Genomic DNA, 18,213 nt, shown 5'->3' with positions numbered 1-18,213 from the left:
CGACCGCCCGGCCACACCGTGACCGACCAGGGTGGAGTGTCCCTGCACAGGTGGTCTCCGACCGCCCGATACCCTGTGCCGCGTGAAGAAATTCGTGCCCTTCGTCGTAGATGTCGCGTTAGTGGTGGTCTTCTGTGCGATCGGGCGGCGCAGCCACGACGAGTCGATCGGCGCGGGCCTGCTGCGCACCTTCTGGCCGTTCGGCGCCGGACTGCTGCTGGGTTGGGTGATCTCGCTGGCGGTGGCGGCCGGCCGGGAAGGGGCGAGCGCGGCACAGCGTTTCGACGGCCGCGCGGTGTGGCCGACCGGCGTGATCGTGTGGCTGAGCACACTGGTCGGCGGCATGCTGCTGCGCGTGGTGTCGGGCCAGGGCATCGCCTTCAGCTTCGTGCTGGTGGCGGCGAGCTTCCTGGCTCTGTTCGTGGTGGGCTGGCGCGCGGCCGTGCAGGTGCTGCGCTGACCGCTAGTCGGGTGAGGCCAGCGACTGGAGCAGCCGCGCCGCCACCCGCGCGGTGAGGTCGCCGCTGTCCGGATCGTCGATGTGGATGGCGAAGGCCAGATCACCCATGGTGGCGACGAGCCAGCCGTTGTTGCCGGTGGTGGCGCCGAAAGCCTGCACGTCGCGATACCTGTTGAGGCTGGCCATCTCCGGCGCTCCCACCCCGTCGTGGAGCATGGCCCGCAGCCGATCGGTGGCCTCGCCGGGCAGCGCGGCCAGGTCGGCCTCGGTGGTGGCCGGCTGGCCGATGGTGATCATGGGCTTGGGTACCCGGCCGTTGGCGATGGCGGCCGCCGCGATGGCCATGCCCCAGGGGCTGGCCAGCAGCGAATCGGCGGCATTGCCGCGGCCCACGTTCTCCGCGGCGTTCTTGCCGGTGGGCAGCCGGCCGGTGGTCTCGTCCAGGCCGGGCACCTTGAAGTCGATGCCGATGCCGAGCAGGCTCGCCGCGTCCGCGGCATCGCCCACCGAGACATCCTGCGGCGCTTTGTGTTTGGTCACTGCGGCGACATTCTTGAACAGCTCGATCATGCCGCCGACCGGGTACAGACCGGTGAAGGCGATATTGCCGAGCTCGCTGGCCTGAGTGTTCTGCGCCGCCGCGACCAGAGCCCCGCTGGAGGGCTGGATGGCCACGATGGAGGTGGGCGAGCCGGTGCTCACCACGGCGTCCTCGGCGGCGCGCTGCAGATGCTGGTCCATGGTCGCCGGAATGTCGGGTCCGGGCGGGCCCTGTTCCCCGGCCAGCTGGGTGACGAAAGCGCCGTCGGGCTCGAACAATTGCACGCCCCAGCCGGAGTGGGCGTCGCGATTGTCCTGCCACACCTTGGTGAGCGCGTCGAGCATGGGCGACCAGACCCGCCGGTCCGCGGAGATGAGTTTGGGCTGCTTCTCCAGCACTACGCCGGGGATGGGCGCCATGCGCGGCTCGAGGATGCTGAAGTCGCCGTCGCGCAGGTTGACAGCCACGATGGGTTTGCCCTGCGATGCCGAGAGCTGTTGCATGAGTGCCGGTCCGTCGATGAGCGGGGCCACCGGCGCGATGGCGGCGGCCAGCGCGTTGGTGGAGGCGACCGGGTCGGCGATCTTGGCCGGGTCCAGCTTGACCACATTGATGGTCTGCTCGGTCATGAGCGGCTGGCCGACGATGTCGTTCACCTTGGGCGAGGGGGTGGCGAAGGTGCGGACCAGCTTGGCGCTGCGCTTGGCGTCCAGCTGCGGCATGACCAGCGCCGGATCCCACGAGATGCGCCAGCCCACACTGAGTTTGCGCACGGTGCCCTGCAGGTCGTACTTCCAGTTCCGCTTGTCGCCGAAGTTCCAGGCACCGGTCATGGAGAAGAGTCCGGTCGTACCGTCCAGTCCGATGTACTGGGTCACGTGGTAATCGGGCTTGCCCGGATCGAGCCCCTCGAAAACTTGCTTCAGCGTTGCCGAAGCACCCGCCGGGTAGGAGGTCAGCCGCGACGCCCCGTCATAGTCCTTCTTGTCGATCAGCGTGGTGAACCGTTCGACCACCGCCTCCGCACCCGTCGATCGCTCCCGAAAACCACACGACCCCATCGCGATCGCGATGGCTGCCACACCCGCGAGTGCGATCGCACCCCGTACCCGGAAGCGGCGGGATCCCCACACATCCATATCGCCCACTCTTCACTCTGGCCACATCAGCAACAGGTCCACGGTACCGCGCGCCGAATGCCCGCAGTTCCACCATCCCGCCAGGCGTGCTTGTACTGAGCATCACCATAGTGCCGAAATCGGTCAGCAGTGACCACTTACATGATCACTGGTCGGTTACAGCCCCTGGCGTACTCGAGACTCGGCAGACCGGTCGGTTCTCACTGGTGACAGGCCTGCGGGACTCCCGCGGCGACGCTCGCCGACTTCGTTCTCCCAAAGCGGAATCCATCCACCTGGAAAAGACGTAACGTTGTAATCAGTATTACAACCCCATGCAGTGAGTGAGCGTGAGCAACATGAGACACGGACATCGTGGACACGGTTTCGGGCGCACCGGCGGCTGGCAGCAGGCCGACCTCCCCGACGCCTCGGACGCTCCCGACTGGTTCGCTGGAAGATTGCCAGCTGACTGGTTCACCGGTCCCGCGACCCTCGAGGTCGATCGCGACGAGATCGTCGTCCTCGGCGAACTCCCCCTGCCCCCAGCCGAACCCGCCGCCGCGGCCGACTCCTCCGACGAGGACGCGGCTCCCGCCGGCGTCCCACAGGCCACGCGCGAGGGCCTCATCGCCCGCTTCCGGGAGACCACCCGCCCCGCCCGCATGCAGATCGCCCAGGAGGCCCAGGCCCGCTACGGCCGCAATGTGGCCTGGGGTGTGCTCGTCGACGGCGAGCGAATCATGTTCACCCACCTGGCCGTTCCGGTCATGACCCGGCTGCGCCAGCCCGAGCGCAAGGTGCTCGACACCCTGGTCGACGCCGGTGTCGCCCGCTCCCGCTCGGACGCGCTCGCCTGGACGGTCAAGCTGGCCGGCAAGCACGCCGAGGAGTGGCTCGAGGAATTGCGTTCGGCCATGCGCAAAGTCGACGACCTGCGTTCCGAGGGGCCGCGCGGGCTGTAGACCCGCGCCGGCTCGGGTCCGCGGAGGGGCTGGAACCCGAGCCATCCGGATCGCGCCGGCGTCGTCCCATGCGGCGGGCACAATCCAATACAGTGGGCGCATGGCTGCTTCCGGTCCGATCCTGGTGCTCAACGGCCCGAACCTGAATATGCTGGGCACCCGCCAGCCCGAGGTGTACGGCGCCGACACCCTCGACGATGTGGTGGAGCTGTGCCGCAAGACGGCGGCGCGCTTCGATCGGGAGATCACGGCGTTCCAGTCCAATCACGAAGGGGCGCTGATCGACCGGATCCACGCCGCGCGCGGGACGGAGTCCGGCATCGTGATCAATCCGGGCGGGCTCACCCACACCTCGGTGGCGCTGCGCGACGCGCTGGTGATTCCGGAGGTGCCGATCGTGGAGGTGCACATCAGCAATGTGCACGCCCGCGAGGAGTTCCGGCACCACTCCTTCGTCTCGCCCATCGCCACCGCGGTGATCGCGGGCATGGGGATCCAGGGGTACGCGGCCGCCGTCGAATTCCTCTGCACCCGCTGAGGGGCCGCTTCACGGCGCTTGCTCCGGCCCCGGCCTTCACTCCGAAGTCCGCAGAAGGGCCCGGCTCATCGAGAGCCGGGCCCTTTTTCGTGCCTCGAGAAATAGCTTGTCCGCGCCAAAATGTAGTAGATATGCTACATCCAATCCGGCTTCTACTACGGAGGGATGACATGTCGGTCGGTGAGGGCGTCGTACTCGACGTCGAAAACCTGCGGATGCGCTACGGCACCCGCGATGTCCTGCACGACGTCAGCTTCCAAGCCCACCGCGGCGAGGTGCTCGCGCTGCTCGGCCCGAACGGCGCGGGCAAGACCACCACCATCGAGATCCTCGAGGGCTTCCGTATGCGCTCGGCGGGCCGGGTGGAGGTGCTCGGCGTGGACCCGGCGCACGGGGACGAGGCGTGGCGGGCGCGGCTGGGCGTGGTGCTGCAGTCCTGGCGCGATCACGGCAAGTGGCGGGTGCGGGAGCTACTGGACTACCTGGGCATGTTCTACGCGCCCTACTCCACCTCGGCCATCCAACGGCCTTGGAACACAGATGAACTCATCGCCGCCGTGGGCCTCACCGAGCACACCGACGCCAAGGCGATGACGCTCTCCGGCGGTCAGCGCCGCCGCCTGGACGTTGCCATCGGCATTGTCGGCCGCCCGGAGCTGCTGTTCCTGGACGAGCCGACCGCGGGCTTCGATCCGCAGGCCCGCCGCGAATTCCACGATCTGGTGCACCGACTCGCCGACGACGACCACACCACCATCCTGCTCACCACCCATGACCTGGACGAGGCCGAGAAGCTGGCCGACCGCATCCTCATCCTGGCCGGCGGGCGCATCATCGCCGATGGCTCCGCCGATCAGCTCTCCCGCCGCATCGCCGGTGAGGCCGAGGTGAAGTGGACCCATGACGGGCAACGCTTCGTGCACACCACCACCGAGTCCACCAAGTTCGTCTACGAGTTGTTCCAGCAGTTCGGCGAGTCCGTCGAGGAGCTGGAGGTACGCCGCGCCTCGCTCGAGGACACCTATATGACCCTGGTGCAGCGCTTCGAATCCGGCCAGGGCGACACCGAACTGCGCAGCCTGGAAGAGGTAGTCCGATGAATCCGACGACCGTCGCCGTCCGGGCCGGTTTCCGGCGCGGACGCATCGAGCTGGTCCAGACCCTCACCAATGGGATGGACATCTTCTCCCAGTTCTTCTGGCCGGTGGCCACCATGGTCGCGGTGTACTTCATGCGCCACGGCAGCTTCCAGGGCACCGGCGTCGGCCTGGGAGCCCTGGCCCTGCCCAGCGTGCTCGGCATGCTGGTGGCGTTCACCGGCATGTTCGGCGTGGCCCAGGGCCTGGCCATGGACCGCGAGGACGGAACCCTGTTGCGCGCCAAGGCGACTCCCCACGGCATGCTGGGCTACCTGATCGGCAAGATCTCCGCGGTCTCCGGGGTGACCGTGGTGCAGGTGACGCTGATCCTCGGGTTCGGGCTGATCGCCATCGGCGGGGTGAGCCTGGACAGCGTCGGCGCCTGGGCCACCCTGATCGGCGTTCTGATGCTGGGCCTGCTGGCTTGCCTGCCGCTGGGCGCGATCATCGGGTCGGCGTTCGACAGCCCGCGCAGCATCGGCTTCGTATCGTTCCCCATCATGGGTCTGGTGGCGATATCCGGAATCTTCTACCCCATCACCGGCCTGCCGGGCTGGCTGCAGGCGGTCGCGCAGGTATTCCCCATCTACTGGATGGGCCTGGGGATGCGTTCGGCCATGCTACCCGACAGCGCGGCGGTGGTGGAGCTGACGCACTCGTGGCGGCACCTGGAGACCATGGCGGTGCTGGGCACCTGGGCGGTGGCCGGCCTGCTGATCGCGCCGATGGTGTTGCGCCGCATGGCCCGCCGCGAATCCGGGGCCGCGGTGGCGGCCCGCCGCGAGAGGGCCATGGCGCGTGCCTACTAGCGAGGTCATCTACAACCGGATCGCCATGCTGCGCGCCGAGCGCGGCATCTCGCGACGGGAGCTGGCCGAAGCGCTGGGCGTGCACTACCAGACCGTCGGATACCTGGAGCGCGGCGAATACAGCCCGAGCCTGCATCTGGCGCTACGGCTGGCCCAGTATTTCGAGGTGCCGGTGGAGGTCATCTTCTCCACCAAGCCCTTTCCGCGCATCGGTTCCGAAACCGCGTGAACGGCAACCCGTTCAGGCAGATGGCTCACACCACGTCACCGCGCAGGACCCGATGGATCGGCACCGGGTGCCCGGCGGCTACCGAGGCGTCGATGGCCTTGCGCCACAACGCCTGTGCGGCATGAATCAGCGTGGCGTCCACCCCGGCGTCCTCGCTGGCCTCGATGACGTGCCGGGCTCCGGCGTCCATCATGCGAAGGTTGGCCAGGTCTCCCCAGCCGCCCGTCTTCGCCGTCGCGGCGAAGCCCGTCATGAAGTCCGCATAGGGAGCCTGTGCGCGCAGCGCGTACGGCAGGAAGTGGTCTATCTCGTTGCCGGAGTTGGCGATCAGCGCGAACGCCTGGTCCACGGCGAGCATCCACGGATGGAAGACGGTGAGCAGGGCCTGATAGTAGACCTGGGCCAGCCCGTCGTCCGCGCCCAGGTACTCCTGCGGGCTGAGCGGACGCAGTAGCTCGGCGCAGGCGTCGAAGGTCGGGCGGGGCCCGCTGTAGAAGATGTACGAGGCCGGGTGCTCGATATCGTCGGAAACGGTCATGCAGCCGCCCGAAAGGAACTGTGCGCCATGGGATCGCACCCAGCTCGCACCCGCGCGGGTGCGCTGCGGGGAGTCGGACGACAGATTGGCGATGATCTTGCCCGGCAGATGGTCGGTGACCGGCTCGAGCACGTCGTACATGGCGGCGTAGTGGGTGAGGCTCACGACGATCACCTCATTGGCGTCGACGGCCTCGGCGACCGTGGCGGCCTTCTTCGCGCCGAGCTCGGCCATGGCGGCGGCCTTCTCGGGGCTGCGGTTCCACACGGTCACCTCGACCCCGGCGGTCAGGAACGCCTTGACCATGGCGCGCCCCATCGGGCCGAGGCCGATGACCGAGACGGATCGGAGGTGCGGGGAGGCGGAGCGTATTTCAGACATGGTGTGTGCCCTTCGATTCCAGGTGGCTGGGAGCGGCGCGCCGGAATCGATGGTGGCCGGGATCGGTAGCCTCGGGAAGACCGCACCTGCGCGTGCGGTTGCTTACCTGAAGGTTCGAAATCTGGTCAGGAGGCCGCGATGGCAATCGGCGGTGACGCGGATCACGAGGTGTGCGGCATGACCGTGGCCATCGAGGCGGTCGGCGGCAAATGGAAGATGCACCTGATGTGGGTGCTGGCGGGGGGACCGCAGCGCTTCGGGCAGATCCGACGGCTGCTGACCGGCGTGAGCGAGAAGGTGCTCGCCGAGAACCTGCGGCAGATGGTGGCCAGCGGCATCGTGCACCGCGAGATCTTCCCGGAAGTGCCGCCGCGCGTGGAGTATTCGCTCACCGACCTGGGCTGGGAGCTCAGTGCGGCGCTGCGGCCCCTGGAGGAGTGGGGTGACCGCAACCGGAACCGGATTGCCGGCCGCGCGCTCACCCCGACGACCTGAGCATGGATCCCGGCCGAAAGCCCGCCGGGATGACGGCGAAACTCCGCCCGGCCGCTCAGGACTCGATGATCCGCTCACCGATCCTTTCCAGCAGCGCGGCGGCGGTCGCCATGCTGCGAACAGGGTCGGGCTCCAATTCGGACAGGGCATGGGCGCCGGCGAATCCGGCGGCCCGCACCTGGTCCGGGGTGAGCAGGACGCGGCCCGCGACCGCGAGCACCGGTACGCCCGCCGCCCGCGCCGCCTGACAGACGCCGATCGGGGCCTTGCCGGACAGGCTCTGCTCGTCGAGCGAGCCCTCGCCGGTGATGACCAGGTCCGCGTCCGCCAGCTGGGCGCGGAAGTCGATCAGGTCGAGAACGAGGTCGATGCCCGAGCGCATCTGCGCTCCCAGCGCCGCGAGCGCCCCGAATCCGGTGCCGCCCGCCGCGCCCGCACCCGGCTTGTCCGCAAATTCCGGGCCGAGCACCGCGGCCCAATTCTTCAGTGCCGCTTCGAGAGTGGCCACCTGGTCGGGGTCCGCGCCCTTCTGCGGCGCGTAGATGGCCGCCGCGCCCGTGGATCCGAGCAGCGGGTTGTCCACATCGCTGGCGAGCGTCACGGTCGCGTCGGCCAGTCCGGGATGCAGATCCTCGCGGTCCACCCGCACCGCCCGAGCGAGTGCCGCACCGCCGCAGGGCAATTCGTTCCCGTCCGCATCGAGAATGCGCAGCCCGAGCGCCTGCAGCAGGCCCGCCCCGCCATCGGTGGAGGCGCTCCCGCCCAGCCCGAGCACGATTTCGCGGGCCCCGCGGTCGAGCGCGTCACCGATCACGTCACCCACTCCGTAGGTGCTGGCGTGCAGTGGATCGGGCTGCCCGCCCGGCAGTTTCGCGATCCCGCTGACCGCCGCCAGCTCGACCACGGCCACCCGCCCGCGCACCGCGTATGAGGCGGTCACCGGTGCGAGGGTGGGCCCGTAGCTGTCCACCTCGACGCGCTCCCAGCCCGCCGCCACGAAGGCGTCGACAGTGCCGTCCCCGCCGTCCGCCACGGGCGTGCACCGTATCGCGGTCCCGGGCGCGGCCCGGGAGATCCCCGCCGCGAGCGCGGCTGCCACCTGGGCGGCGCTCAGTGAGCCCTTGAACTTGTCCGGGGCCAGCAAAACCCGGCGCGGCCGTGGGTTCGTCATCCATACAGTGTGATCGCCGATGTGGGAAGCGCCACGTCCGGCGCCACCGTTGCGCCAAACGGATAAATAGCCGTCACAGGGCAACTAACGTCGGAGCCATGTCGAGTGAGTCGATCGAGGTCCGCAAGAACGCCGCACTGGATCGGTTCGAGTTGTACGTCGACGGATATCTCGCCGGGGTCGCGGCCTATCAGGACACCGCCCAGGAGCGGGCCTTCGTGCACACCGAGATCTACCCGCAGTTCGAGGGCCAGGGGTTCGGGCGCAAGATCGTGCAGGGCGCGCTGGACCAGACCCACGACGAGGGCTTCGGCATCCTGCCGCTGTGCCCGATGGTGCACCACTTCGTCGAATCCCGGCCCGACTACCTGGCTTTGGTGCCGCAATGGTCCAGGCAGAGACTCGGCCTGCCCCAGCAGTGATCGCGGCGCGGTACGCCTCGACCGCTCAGTACGCCTTGACCGCACCGTCCAGCGCGACCTGCAGTTCATCGCGCACCACCCGCGTGATCTCGGCGGGTTTGGTGGGCAGCGCCGCCACCGGCACGCCGAAGTGGAAGCTGGCCGAGCGCGCTTCCTCCTTGGTCGGTTCCACCGCCGGATCCAGACGCGGGCCGTAGCTCAGTCCGAGACTCACCAGCACCGGTTCCGCCCCGAGCTTCTTGGCGCGGAAGGCGATGTGCCCGATACCGGTTCCGATCGTCTGCACCTGGGTGGGGTCCACGTCATTGCAGGTGCCCTCCGGGAAGACCGCCACCCCGTCACCGCGCGCCATGCGCTCGGCACAGATGTCGATCATGCGCTGCCCGGCCGCGTTCACCGCGCGCATGCCGTGGTCCTTGCCTCGGAAGACCGGGATCCCGCCCATCATGTCGATGCGTTCGCGCAGCGCGGTCTCGATGAACAGTTCGTCCTTGGCCAGCACCCGGGTGCGCCCGATGACCGGCCGCAGCGCGCTGCGCCAGGCCGCGGCGGCGACGGTGTACGGGTCCAGCTGGGAGAGGTGGTTCACCGCGATGAGCAGCGGCCGCCGTTGGGAGATGAGCTCCCGCAACTTCTCCCGCGCCCCGTCCGCATAGGTCACGCGGGGCCGGTAGCGACGCCCCAGCAGCCAGTAGGCCGCACGCGCCTTCCACAGGTTCTGCTGGTGGTCACGGTAAAAGTCGTAGACGGTGTCTGCGTTCTCGAGGACAACCTCGGGGCGTTCCATACCGATCACCCTAATCACGCGCCCGATTTCCGTAATCACGCGCCCGATAGGACAGCCGCCCGAAGGTTCGCGGCCGAGCGCGGGCAGGCGGAGCGCGCGATTCCGGACGGCGGCTCGATAGACCCGCGCCTCGGAGCGGAGAGCGAACGGCTCCATGGAACTGCGCCCCGAAGAACCGGAGCGGAGAATCGATGCCTCGGGCCGCGAACCCGCCCGGAGCGATGCGGAGGGCAATTTAGCGCAGCAATTACTCTGTCGCAGTGCGATGATGGCTGAGTGGCACGCGCAGAGGAACACGGTGACCGTTCTCGACGCGAATTCCGGCATGAGGACCAGGTAGTTCGACCAGGGACCCTGCTGGTGTCCGCGGCCGATCTCGTCGAGCCGTCCTTCCGGCGCTCGGTGGTCTACATTCTCGAACACAATGACGGCGGCACCTGGGGCGTCGTGCTCAACAGGCCCAGCGACACCGCCCTGCACGACGTGCTCCCCAACTGGTCCGAACTCGCCGCGGGCCCGCGCGCCCTCTACATCGGTGGCCCCGTGAAACGCGATGCGGCGCTGTGCCTGGCCACCGTCAAGGTGGGCGCGTCCATTGCCGGTCTGTCCGGCGTGCGCCGGGTGGACGGCCGCGTGGCCCTGGTGGACCTGGATTCCGACCCGGACCGCATCGAGGGTCTGGTGGAAGGCATCCGGGTCTTCGCGGGCTACGCCGGCTGGACCTTCGGGCAACTGGAAGGCGAACTGGACCGCGGCGATTGGATCGTGCTGTCGGCCCTGCCCACCGATCTGCTGGCGGGCCGCGTCGACCTCTGGGCCCACGTCCTACGCCGCCAGCCTCTACCGCTGTCCCTGCTGGCCACACACCCGATCGAACTAGAACGCAACTAGGATCGTGGATGCGGTATGGCACACACGCTAGCCCGCCGCCCCGCCCCTCTTGCCGACAGCGGAATGCCACACCGGTCGCGCACCGGACCAACGGTATGGAGCCGGTCGACTTCCGGACGTACCCGGTGAGTTGCCCATAGCTCACCAGATCAGTTGTCGCGTACCGGAGGTGTGGCGATGCCCGAGGACCAAACCGCCTTGCTCCGCGCACTCTATGAGGAGCACGCGGCGGCACTGTGGCGCTACACCTACGGGTTGGTCGGGGATCCGGGCCGGGCCGAGGACATCGTGCAGGAGACCCTCCTGCGCGCGTGGCAGCGACCCAACGTGCTGGACCAGTCCACCAGCTCGGCGCGGGCCTGGCTGTTCACGGTGGCCCGTAATCTGGCCGTGGACGAACACCGCAGCGCGCGCAGCCGGCGCGAGTTCCGCACCGATCACCCGCCGGAGGTACCCGAACCGGACAAGACGGATCGGGCGCTGGACGGGTGGCTGGTGGCGGACGCGCTGGCGCGGCTGAGCATCGACCACCGCGACGTGATCGTCCGTGCCTACTACCGGGGGCTGTCCACGCACCAGATCGCGGAAGAACTGGAGATCCCGGAAGGCACGGTCAAGTCCCGGATGCACTACGGCATGCGGGCATTGCGATTGGTGCTGCAGGAAATGGGGGTGACGAGATGACCGAGAGCCATGAGCCGTGCGATGGCTACGCCACATGGGACGGCGCGTACGTGCTCGGCGCTCTCGCCCGCGACGACCGCCGCGAGTACGAGGAGCATCTGACCGGATGCGAATCCTGCCGCACGGCCGTGTCGAAACTGGCCGGGCTGCCCGGCCTGCTGGCCCTGGTGGACCCTGACACCGCGGTTTCGGTTGCGGCGCAGGAGGATCCGCCCTCCACCGTGCCGCCGCCGCCCGAGCGGCTGCTGCCCGCCCTGATGGCGCAAGCCGCCGCATCGCGGCGCCGGAGGCGATGGTGGTCGATCGGCGGACCCGTGCTGGCGGCGGCCGCGGCGGTGATGATCGCCGTACCGGTGACCATGTCGCTCGCCCGGGACGAGGGTCCGGCCCTGGTGCAGCAGGTGGTGGCGCAGGGACCGTTGAAGCCGCAGACCGACACCCCGATCCAGGCCACCTTCAAGGTGATGTCGATCAACGGCCAGACCCGTGTCGACATGTGGTGCGAGTACCCGCCGTCCGATGAGAAGGACGAGGTGTACCTGTGGACACTGGCCCTGTGGGTGACCCGTGACGATGGCGTGCAGTCCAAACTCGCCGAGTGGACGGTCAAGTCCGGGCAGACGCTGACCCTGGACGGCACCGCCTCGGCCCGGCCGGAGCAGTTGAAGACCGTCGAGATCCGCAATATGTCAGGGAAAGTGCTGCTGGCAGCGGGACTCTGAGGACGCGAGGGCGGCGCACCGGTGATGCAGTGCGCCGCCTCGTGCTGATGGTGATGACCGCTACCCGGTCTTACGGTGGAAGGTCGTTGTGGACCAGAAGTCAGATGTCGAGATCCTCGACGTTCGGATGCTCGGTGGCGTCGATGACGCGGGCGTAGAGGCGATCCGGGATCTTGCCCTCCAGATCACCGACGCTGTCGAAGACCTCGAGGGTGAAATCACCCCAATTCTGTTCGCCCACACCGAGGAAACGACGCCACTGCCGCCAGTCCTTCAGGATGTTGGTGTCGGTCGGAAACTCCGACCAGTTGGAGAAGTGGCTGTGCACCGCGTACGCGCCCTTGCGCGTGCGGAACACCCGGATGTCCTCGATGCGCTCGTTGGTCACCTGGTGCCACTCGGCCAGCAGGGTCGCGGAGAACCGGACCTGCCGGATTCCGTCCTTGCCGACCTTCAGGACCACCTCCTCGTAGCCCTCTTGACGGCCTTCCTCGAGCTCGATGAAACGCCGTAACGCGGTCACGATCGCGCCCGACAGATTGCCGCCCACCAGTTCCTGCGCGCGCTGAAACAGCTTCAGATCGTCATCGGATACGTAGATCGTCTTGTTCGGCATGATCCAACTATACGTAGATGTATACGTACATCGCAAGCGGCGGCCGAACTCTCGAATTGAACCGCCGGCCACTCGCGCTTCGTATCTCGGTTGAGAGCACTCGGGCACGGGTGGCTGCCACCGAAAGGAAGCGCCCATGCATAGCGGCACACGGGTCGCGGACCATCTCGTCAGGGCGGTTTCGGCGCTGGGCGCCGGGCATATCTTCGGTGTGGACGGAGCGAATATCGAGGACCTCTACGACGCGGCCTTCGACCACCGGGATCTGGTCACGGCCGTGGTGGCCAAGCATGAGTTCGGCGCGGCCACCATGGCCGACGGGTACGCGCGCTCGACCTCCGGCCTCGGGGTCGTGTGCGCGACCTCCGGGGGCGGGGCCGTGAACCTGGTCGCGGGGCTGGCCGAATCCTTCGCCTCCCGGGTGCCGGTGCTGGCACTGGTCGGGCAGCCGCCGACGTTCTTGGAGGGCAAGGGCGCGTTCCAGGACTCGAGCGGGCGGGCCGGCGCCTTCGACGCGGTCGCGCTGTACACGCCGATCTCGCACTATTGCGCGCGCGTCGAGGCTCCCGCCGACCTGCCCGCTCACCTCGCCCGCGCCGTCACCGCCGCACACCGCGGCGGACCCGCGGTCCTGTTGCTGCCCAAGGACATTCAGCAGGCCGACCTGGTGGCCCCGGATTTCGTGCCGCCCTCGCGCGCCTACAGCTGCGAGATCGAAAGCCTGTGGCGGGTGCGCGATGTCGTGCGCGGCGCCCGCGCGGTCGGCAAGATCGTGATCATCGCCGGCGACCAGGTGGCCCGCGACGACGCTCGCGGCGAGCTGGCGCGCTTCGCCGCCGCCCTGGACGCCGCCATCGGGGTCGCGCCCGACGCCAAGGACGTCTACCACCACGCCGACCCCGGTTTCTGCGGCGTCTCCGGCAGCATGGGCAATCCGGAACTGCCGGCCGCGTTGCGCGGCGCGGCCCTGTGCCTGCTGATCGGCACCCGCATGCCGGTCACCGCGCGCGCCGGGATGGAGGACGCGCTCACGGCGGTCCCGCTGGCCAGCATCGGCGCGCTGCCGCCGTTCCTGCCCGCCGGGCACGCGCACAGCAACGACCTGGCCAAGACCCTCGCCGAGCTGGTCGGCGACGTGGATTCCGGCTCGGCCGACAGCGAGGCTCGGATCATTCCGCTGCGGCCGCGCCCACACGGCGATCACCTGGTGACGCCGCTGCCGGTGCCGCCCTCCGACGGTCCCGGGCTGCGCTACCGCGAGGTGGTGGAGACCATCAACGACGCGCTGCCCGCGGGCGCCGACGTCTTCGCCGACGCGGGCAACACCGGTGCGGCCGTGGTCCATCACCTGCGCTTGCCGCGCAACGGGCGCTTTACGGTGGCGCTGGGCATGGGCGGCATGGGCTACGCGTTCGGGGCGGGGATCGGGTCCGCCTTCGCCCGGCGGCGCCGCCCGGACGGCAGCATCCGGCGCACCTTCGTCATCGCCGGCGACGGAGCCTTCTTCATGCACGGCATGGAGATTCACACCGCCGTCGAACACCGGCTGCCGATCACGTTCATCGTCTTCAACAACAACGCGCACGCCATGTGCATCACCCGCGAACAGCTGTACTACGGGGATCGCTACAGCTTCAACCGATTTCGTCCCGCGCATCCGGGCGCGGGTATGGCCGCCATGTTCCCCGACCTGTGCACCCACGCACCGCAGAACCGGGCCGAACTCGCCACGGCACTGCGGCATTGCGCGGACCGCCCGGGACCGTCGTTCGTCTCGATCGACTGCGATCCCGACGAAATCCCGCCGTTCACACCGTTCCTGACGCCACCCAGGAGGTAGAAACCGTGACCAACAGCGCCCTGCCCGCCCTCAGTGATATTCCGGATGCCGCCGTGCCCGGTTTGCTGCGCATCGAGAACTCCGATCGCGAGGCCACCACCCCGATCATCCTGGACATGCTGCGGTCGGTGTATCCGCACGACCAGATCTTCGGCGACTTCTGCCCGGTCCAGGGGTTCATCGATGCGCCGCCGCGGGAGCTGTACGAGTACCTCGCCGACACCCGATGCCTGGAGGAGTGGACCTACAGCCTGCGCGGATTCACCGAGACCGAGGAGCCCGGGCTGTGGGTATCCCACGATCGGCTGGGCGACAGCACCAGGATCTACACGCGCACCGTCGCCAATCCCGACGCCATGACCGTGGACTACCACTGTGCCTGGGATCAGAGCGACCACCTGTGGATGATCTATCTGATGCGGGTGGTCGACGCCCAGGTGGTGTTCGACAAACCGGGTTCGGTGGTGCTGTGGACGAATTGCCACCACCCGTTCTACGACAGGAACCCTTACCAGGACACCGCGCCGGACAAGCGCAAGGTCTGGGTGGGCGACTTCTGGGAGATGTTCTCCGCCGGGCACCAATTGGAGCTCGACAACCTCAAGGCCATCGCGGAGTACCGCGCCGCGCACGGCCTCCCCATCAAGCCCGACTGGATGAAGTGAGTGATGAGTCATGGATTTCACCGACCCCGCCCTGCGGACGCCGCCTGTCAGCTTGGTCGACGTGGCCAGTTATCTGCCCGGTGAGCCGGTCGGCACCGAGTACTTCACCCAGTTCTCGCGTTCGGACCGGATGGCCAAGAACGTCATGTTCCGGGCGCCCAAGAGCCGCCATCACGTCGGCCGCGAGGAGACCGCCGTCGACATGGTCGAGCGGGCCGTCGCTCCGCTCATCGAACGCCATGGGGCACAGGAGATCTCGACTGTCGACGTGCTGCTCACCCACACCCAGCTGCCCGACAATCCGGTGCTGGGCGCCGGTCCTGAAGTGGCGCGACGACTGGACATGAAGCCGCGCTGGGTCTTCGACATCCACAACGGCGGCTGTGCGGCCTTCGTCCACATGATGTGGATGGCCCGCATGATCCTGCAGACCACGGACGCGCACACCGCGCTCATCGCCTGCACCCAGAACTGCGCGGGCCCGGTCTTCACCCAGCCCGACATCCGCGGGCTCGCGCAGGCCCCGGTCCCCGGCGACGGCTGCGGGGTCGGGCTGATCGTGAAGAACAGCTCCGCGCCCATCCTCGACATCGAATGCCGCACCTATCCGGAATTCGCGGGGGACATGGAATTCAGCACCAACGGCGACCGCAAGTACTGGGAGCCCGGCGAGGGCCAGGGGTGCGTGACCTTCACCGAATCCAAGGTGGCCAAGGTGATGACGCGCGGCAATCGGCTGGTGCCGGAGGTGGCACAGGCGGTGTGCAAGCGCATCGGGGTGAAACCGCGCGATGTCGACACCTTCGTCACCAATCAGCCCAACCGGCTGTTCCTTCGCAACTGGAACGAGGCGATGGAGCTGCCGCCCGAGCGGCATCCGGACACCTTCGACAGCTGCGGAAACCTGTTCGCCGCCGGCATTCCCGTGACCCTGGACACCGAGAACCGGGCGGGCCGGCTGCGCAACGGCTCGGTGGTGCTGATGGCGGCGTTCGCGCACGCCGGGGACTTCGCGGGGGCGGCGGCCGTACGCTGGGGAGCGGCGCGGTGACCAGTCGGCCCGGACCGCGGATCGTGTCGCCGGTGCACTGGCCGACGGGATTGCGCGGTTCGGAGGTGGAGGGACACCCCGCGACCGTCGATCCGCACGGCGCGGACACCATTCGCTACGACCTCAGCCTCAGCGAAAACCCCTTTCCGCCATTGCCTTCCGTCGTCGCCGCGCTCGACGACTGTCTCGGCAAGGCCAACCGGTACCCGGAATTCCTGCCCAGGCGGCTGCCACGACTGATCGCCGATCACATCGGCGTCTCGGCGGAGCAGGTGGTGGTGGGCTCGGGCGCCACCGGGGTCGCCATGCAGATCATGCAGACCCTGCCTCGATCCGGAGCCGGATTCATCTATGCCACACCGACCTTCGACGGCTACCCGATCATGGCGACCATGACCGGGCTGCGGCCGGTGCCGGTGCCCCTGGGCACCCACGGCCACCAGGACCTGTGGGGCATGGCCCGCGCGGTGGACGAGCGCACCGGGTTGATCGCGGTGTGCCGTCCGCACAATCCGACCGGCACCGTGACCCCGGCCAGCGAATTGAAGGCGTTCCTCTACTCGGTCCCGCCCCGGGTGCCGGTGCTGCTCGACGAGGCGTATGCCGAATTCCTCGGGGCGAGCGACACGCTCGACGCCGTCGAACTGGTCCAACGGCATCCCAATGTGCTGGTGCTGCGCACCTTCTCCAAGGCATACGGCCTGGCCGGGCTGCGCATCGGCTACGCCTTCGGCGCGCCGGAACTGGTGCACCGGGTGCACCGGCTGCAACTGCCCTTCGGGATGCCCGCCACGGCGCTGGCCGCCGTGCGCGCCTCCTATGCCGCGGAAGCCGAACTGGGCGAACGGATTCTGCGCATCACCACCGAACGCGAACTGCTCCGCACCGAGCTGCGCCGCGTCGGCATCCGGGTGCCGCGCAGCAGCGCCAACTTCCTGTACCTGCCCGGCCGCGACATCGCGCCCGCGCTGGCCCGCGCCGGAATCGTGGCCAAGCGCTACCCGGACGGCAGCGCCCGCATCGCGGTGGGCGATCCGGGCGCGCATCGCGCCGTGCTGCGCGCGCTGGCCGCGCGTCCCTCGGCGGGCACGCGCACGCTGCGGCGCGAGGACAGCCGGCTGCTCTCGCTCACGGCGCGCTACGAGCCCAGCGCTGTGCGAGGGCGGCACACGTGATCAGCTGAATCTGGTGGAACATCATCAGCGGCAGCACGACCAGGCCCACCGAGTGCCCGGCGAACAGGACCGTCGCCATGGGCAGGCCGGTGGCCAGGCTCTTCTTGGATCCGCAGAACACCACCACGATTCGGTCGCCCCGATCGAATTTCACCGCCTCGCCGATGAATCCGGTCGCCACCAGCACGATCGCGAGGATGGCGCAGCACACCAGGGCCAGCAGCAGAATCCGCCACGGCGACATGGCATGCCAGATGCCCTCGACCATGCCCGCGCTGAAGGCGCTGTAGACCACCAGCAGGATGGAACCGCGGTCCACCAGCTTGGTGGGCTCCGCGTAACGGGACAGGAAACCCTTGACCTTCGGCCGGATCAGCTGGCCCAGGAAGAACGGCGCCAGCAGCTGCAACGCGATGTCGACCACCGCGGACGGATCGACGCTCGCCTGGCCGGTGGTGTTCATGAGCAGGATCACCAGCGCCGGAGTCAGGAAGACGCCCAGCAGGTTCGACACCGTGGCGCTCACGATCGCGCCCGCCACATTTCCTTTGGCGATGGAGGTGAAGGCGATCGAGGACTGCACCGTGGACGGCACCAGGCACAGGAACAGCACACCGGTGTAGAGATCACCGGTGAGCACGTGCGGCACCAGCACTCGCGCCGCCAGGCCGATCACCGGGAACAAGACGAAGGTGCAGGCCAGCACGGTCACGTGCAGCCGCCAGTGCTTCAGGCCCGCGATCGCCTCCTGCGGTGACAGGCGGGCGCCATAGAGCAGGAACAGCAAGGCGATGGCGATCTTCGTCAGCAGGCTCACGACCTCGGCCGCATCGCCCCGGGCCGGGAAGATACTGGCCAGGACGACCATCGCAAGGATCGACAGGATGAACCCGTCTATGTAGAACTTGCTGAGAAATCGCACCGAGACAGGCTAATCATCCGGGTTTGTCGAGATAACACAACACCCGCTCTGCGG

At 68.4% G+C, this 18,213-nt stretch carries 21 protein-coding genes; 15 read left to right on the top strand and 6 right to left on the bottom strand.

Annotated elements, in window-relative coordinates; translation table 11 throughout:
- Positions 1-82: 82 nt before the first annotated feature.
- Positions 83-460, top strand: coding sequence for a DUF3054 domain-containing protein (locus GLP40_RS18460; protein ID WP_328290341.1), 378 nt, complete (start codon positions 83-85; stop codon positions 458-460).
- 3 nt (positions 461-463) lie between these two features.
- On the opposite strand, the gene GLP40_RS18455 is transcribed toward GLP40_RS18460, so the two are convergent.
- Positions 464-2,140: an NTF2-like N-terminal transpeptidase domain-containing protein gene (locus GLP40_RS18455; protein WP_230329689.1), complete on the bottom strand. Its 1,677-nt coding sequence runs from the start codon at positions 2,138-2,140 to the stop codon at positions 464-466.
- Between the two features lie 338 nt (positions 2,141-2,478).
- Here GLP40_RS18455 and GLP40_RS18450 point away from each other — a divergent pair, with 338 nt between their 5' ends.
- From GLP40_RS18450 to GLP40_RS18430, 5 genes are all read left to right on the top strand, one after another.
- Positions 2,479-3,084 (top strand): hypothetical protein, encoded by a 606-nt coding sequence (locus tag GLP40_RS18450; protein ID WP_154789367.1) that lies wholly within the window; start codon positions 2,479-2,481, stop codon positions 3,082-3,084.
- Positions 3,085-3,184: 100 nt separating this feature from the next.
- Positions 3,185-3,622 carry a type II 3-dehydroquinate dehydratase gene (gene aroQ, locus GLP40_RS18445; protein WP_154789180.1) on the top strand — a complete coding sequence of 146 codons (438 nt, stop codon included), beginning with the start codon at positions 3,185-3,187 and terminating at the stop codon, positions 3,620-3,622.
- Positions 3,623-3,792: 170 nt separating this feature from the next.
- Positions 3,793-4,722 carry an ABC transporter ATP-binding protein gene (locus GLP40_RS18440; protein WP_154789179.1) on the top strand — a complete coding sequence of 310 codons (930 nt, stop codon included), beginning with the start codon at positions 3,793-3,795 and terminating at the stop codon, positions 4,720-4,722.
- Positions 4,719-5,570, top strand: coding sequence for an ABC transporter permease (locus GLP40_RS18435; RefSeq protein ID WP_154789178.1), 852 nt, complete (start codon positions 4,719-4,721; stop codon positions 5,568-5,570). Before GLP40_RS18440 ends, GLP40_RS18435 begins: the two co-directional genes overlap by 4 nt.
- A complete protein-coding gene (locus GLP40_RS18430) occupies positions 5,560-5,799 on the top strand; it encodes a helix-turn-helix transcriptional regulator (protein WP_456094001.1) in 240 nt (79 codons plus the stop codon). Before GLP40_RS18435 ends, GLP40_RS18430 begins: the two co-directional genes overlap by 11 nt.
- A gap of 25 nt (positions 5,800-5,824) precedes the next feature.
- On the opposite strand, the gene GLP40_RS18425 is transcribed toward GLP40_RS18430, so the two are convergent.
- Positions 5,825-6,718 carry an NAD(P)-dependent oxidoreductase gene (locus tag GLP40_RS18425; RefSeq protein WP_154789177.1) on the bottom strand — a complete coding sequence of 298 codons (894 nt, stop codon included), beginning with the start codon at positions 6,716-6,718 and terminating at the stop codon, positions 5,825-5,827.
- Positions 6,719-6,856: 138 nt separating this feature from the next.
- On the opposite strand from GLP40_RS18425, the gene GLP40_RS18420 reads away from it, so the two are divergent.
- Positions 6,857-7,213 (top strand): winged helix-turn-helix transcriptional regulator, encoded by a 357-nt coding sequence (locus GLP40_RS18420; protein ID WP_230329688.1) that lies wholly within the window; start codon positions 6,857-6,859, stop codon positions 7,211-7,213.
- A 55-nt stretch (positions 7,214-7,268) separates the two neighbouring features.
- Here the strand turns inward: GLP40_RS18420 and GLP40_RS18415 are convergent, their stop codons facing one another.
- Positions 7,269-8,384: a glycerate kinase gene (locus GLP40_RS18415; protein WP_154789176.1), complete on the bottom strand. Its 1,116-nt coding sequence runs from the start codon at positions 8,382-8,384 to the stop codon at positions 7,269-7,271.
- 98 nt (positions 8,385-8,482) lie between these two features.
- On the opposite strand from GLP40_RS18415, the gene GLP40_RS18410 reads away from it, so the two are divergent.
- Complete coding sequence (locus GLP40_RS18410) at positions 8,483-8,806, top strand: GNAT family N-acetyltransferase (protein WP_154789175.1); 324 nt, start codon at positions 8,483-8,485, stop codon at positions 8,804-8,806.
- A 25-nt stretch (positions 8,807-8,831) separates the two neighbouring features.
- Here the strand turns inward: GLP40_RS18410 and GLP40_RS18405 are convergent, their stop codons facing one another.
- Entirely contained in the window at positions 8,832-9,593 is a 762-nt protein-coding gene (locus GLP40_RS18405; protein ID WP_154789174.1) for a lysophospholipid acyltransferase family protein, read from the bottom strand.
- A 276-nt stretch (positions 9,594-9,869) separates the two neighbouring features.
- On the opposite strand from GLP40_RS18405, the gene GLP40_RS18400 reads away from it, so the two are divergent.
- From GLP40_RS18400 to GLP40_RS18390, 3 genes are all read left to right on the top strand, one after another.
- On the top strand, positions 9,870-10,484 hold the full coding sequence (locus tag GLP40_RS18400; RefSeq protein WP_328290340.1) for a YqgE/AlgH family protein: 615 nt from the start codon (positions 9,870-9,872) through the stop codon (positions 10,482-10,484).
- A 177-nt stretch (positions 10,485-10,661) separates the two neighbouring features.
- Complete coding sequence (locus tag GLP40_RS18395; RefSeq protein ID WP_154789173.1) at positions 10,662-11,168, top strand: sigma-70 family RNA polymerase sigma factor; 507 nt, start codon at positions 10,662-10,664, stop codon at positions 11,166-11,168.
- Entirely contained in the window at positions 11,165-11,890 is a 726-nt protein-coding gene (locus GLP40_RS18390) for a zf-HC2 domain-containing protein (protein ID WP_154789172.1), read from the top strand. The genes GLP40_RS18395 and GLP40_RS18390 overlap by 4 nt, the downstream gene beginning before the upstream one ends.
- Positions 11,891-11,990: 100 nt before the next feature.
- Here the strand turns inward: GLP40_RS18390 and GLP40_RS18385 are convergent, their stop codons facing one another.
- On the bottom strand, positions 11,991-12,506 hold the full coding sequence (locus tag GLP40_RS18385) for an EXLDI protein (protein WP_154789171.1): 516 nt from the start codon (positions 12,504-12,506) through the stop codon (positions 11,991-11,993).
- A gap of 136 nt (positions 12,507-12,642) precedes the next feature.
- On the opposite strand from GLP40_RS18385, the gene GLP40_RS18380 reads away from it, so the two are divergent.
- From GLP40_RS18380 to GLP40_RS18365, 4 genes are all read left to right on the top strand, one after another.
- A complete protein-coding gene (locus GLP40_RS18380) occupies positions 12,643-14,346 on the top strand; it encodes a thiamine pyrophosphate-binding protein (RefSeq protein WP_154789170.1) in 1,704 nt (567 codons plus the stop codon).
- 5 nt (positions 14,347-14,351) lie between these two features.
- The gene (locus GLP40_RS18375; protein ID WP_328290339.1) at positions 14,352-15,011 is read left to right on the top strand and encodes an SRPBCC family protein; all 660 of its coding nucleotides are present in this window, start codon (positions 14,352-14,354) and stop codon (positions 15,009-15,011) included.
- A 10-nt stretch (positions 15,012-15,021) separates the two neighbouring features.
- Positions 15,022-16,062 (top strand): 3-oxoacyl-ACP synthase III family protein, encoded by a 1,041-nt coding sequence (locus GLP40_RS18370; protein ID WP_154789169.1) that lies wholly within the window; start codon positions 15,022-15,024, stop codon positions 16,060-16,062.
- 65 nt (positions 16,063-16,127) lie between these two features.
- Positions 16,128-17,237 (top strand): aminotransferase class I/II-fold pyridoxal phosphate-dependent enzyme, encoded by a 1,110-nt coding sequence (locus GLP40_RS18365; RefSeq protein ID WP_407671626.1) that lies wholly within the window; start codon positions 16,128-16,130, stop codon positions 17,235-17,237.
- Here the strand turns inward: GLP40_RS18365 and GLP40_RS18360 are convergent.
- Positions 17,191-18,159 carry a bile acid:sodium symporter family protein gene (locus GLP40_RS18360; protein WP_328290337.1) on the bottom strand — a complete coding sequence of 323 codons (969 nt, stop codon included), beginning with the start codon at positions 18,157-18,159 and terminating at the stop codon, positions 17,191-17,193. The two genes, GLP40_RS18365 and GLP40_RS18360, sit on opposite strands and share 47 nt — an antisense overlap.
- Positions 18,160-18,213 lie beyond the last annotated feature (54 nt).

The organism is Nocardia aurantiaca (assembly GCF_009708175.1).
GTDB classification, from domain to species: domain Bacteria; phylum Actinomycetota; class Actinomycetes; order Mycobacteriales; family Mycobacteriaceae; genus Nocardia; species Nocardia aurantiaca.
This window is presented reverse-complemented; position numbering and strand designations above follow the sequence as displayed.

What these genes read in the sequence shown, in the direction of transcription:
- GLP40_RS18455 (WP_230329689.1), bottom strand. Translation starts at nt 2,140, where the DNA reads ATGGATGTGTGGGGATCCCGCCGCTTCCGGGTACGGGGTGCGATCGCA.
- GLP40_RS18450 (WP_154789367.1), top strand. Translation starts at nt 2,479, where the DNA reads ATGAGACACGGACATCGTGGACACGGTTTCGGGCGCACCGGCGGCTGG.
- aroQ (WP_154789180.1), top strand. Translation starts at nt 3,185, where the DNA reads ATGGCTGCTTCCGGTCCGATCCTGGTGCTCAACGGCCCGAACCTGAAT.
- GLP40_RS18440 (WP_154789179.1), top strand. Translation starts at nt 3,793, where the DNA reads ATGTCGGTCGGTGAGGGCGTCGTACTCGACGTCGAAAACCTGCGGATG.
- GLP40_RS18435 (WP_154789178.1), top strand. Translation starts at nt 4,719, where the DNA reads ATGAATCCGACGACCGTCGCCGTCCGGGCCGGTTTCCGGCGCGGACGC.
- GLP40_RS18425 (WP_154789177.1), bottom strand. Translation starts at nt 6,718, where the DNA reads ATGTCTGAAATACGCTCCGCCTCCCCGCACCTCCGATCCGTCTCGGTC.
- GLP40_RS18420 (WP_230329688.1), top strand. Translation starts at nt 6,857, where the DNA reads ATGGCAATCGGCGGTGACGCGGATCACGAGGTGTGCGGCATGACCGTG.
- GLP40_RS18415 (WP_154789176.1), bottom strand. Translation starts at nt 8,384, where the DNA reads ATGACGAACCCACGGCCGCGCCGGGTTTTGCTGGCCCCGGACAAGTTC.
- GLP40_RS18410 (WP_154789175.1), top strand. Translation starts at nt 8,483, where the DNA reads ATGTCGAGTGAGTCGATCGAGGTCCGCAAGAACGCCGCACTGGATCGG.
- GLP40_RS18405 (WP_154789174.1), bottom strand. Translation starts at nt 9,593, where the DNA reads ATGGAACGCCCCGAGGTTGTCCTCGAGAACGCAGACACCGTCTACGAC.
- GLP40_RS18395 (WP_154789173.1), top strand. Translation starts at nt 10,662, where the DNA reads ATGCCCGAGGACCAAACCGCCTTGCTCCGCGCACTCTATGAGGAGCAC.
- GLP40_RS18390 (WP_154789172.1), top strand. Translation starts at nt 11,165, where the DNA reads ATGACCGAGAGCCATGAGCCGTGCGATGGCTACGCCACATGGGACGGC.
- GLP40_RS18385 (WP_154789171.1), bottom strand. Translation starts at nt 12,506, where the DNA reads ATGCCGAACAAGACGATCTACGTATCCGATGACGATCTGAAGCTGTTT.
- GLP40_RS18380 (WP_154789170.1), top strand. Translation starts at nt 12,643, where the DNA reads ATGCATAGCGGCACACGGGTCGCGGACCATCTCGTCAGGGCGGTTTCG.
- GLP40_RS18370 (WP_154789169.1), top strand. Translation starts at nt 15,022, where the DNA reads ATGGATTTCACCGACCCCGCCCTGCGGACGCCGCCTGTCAGCTTGGTC.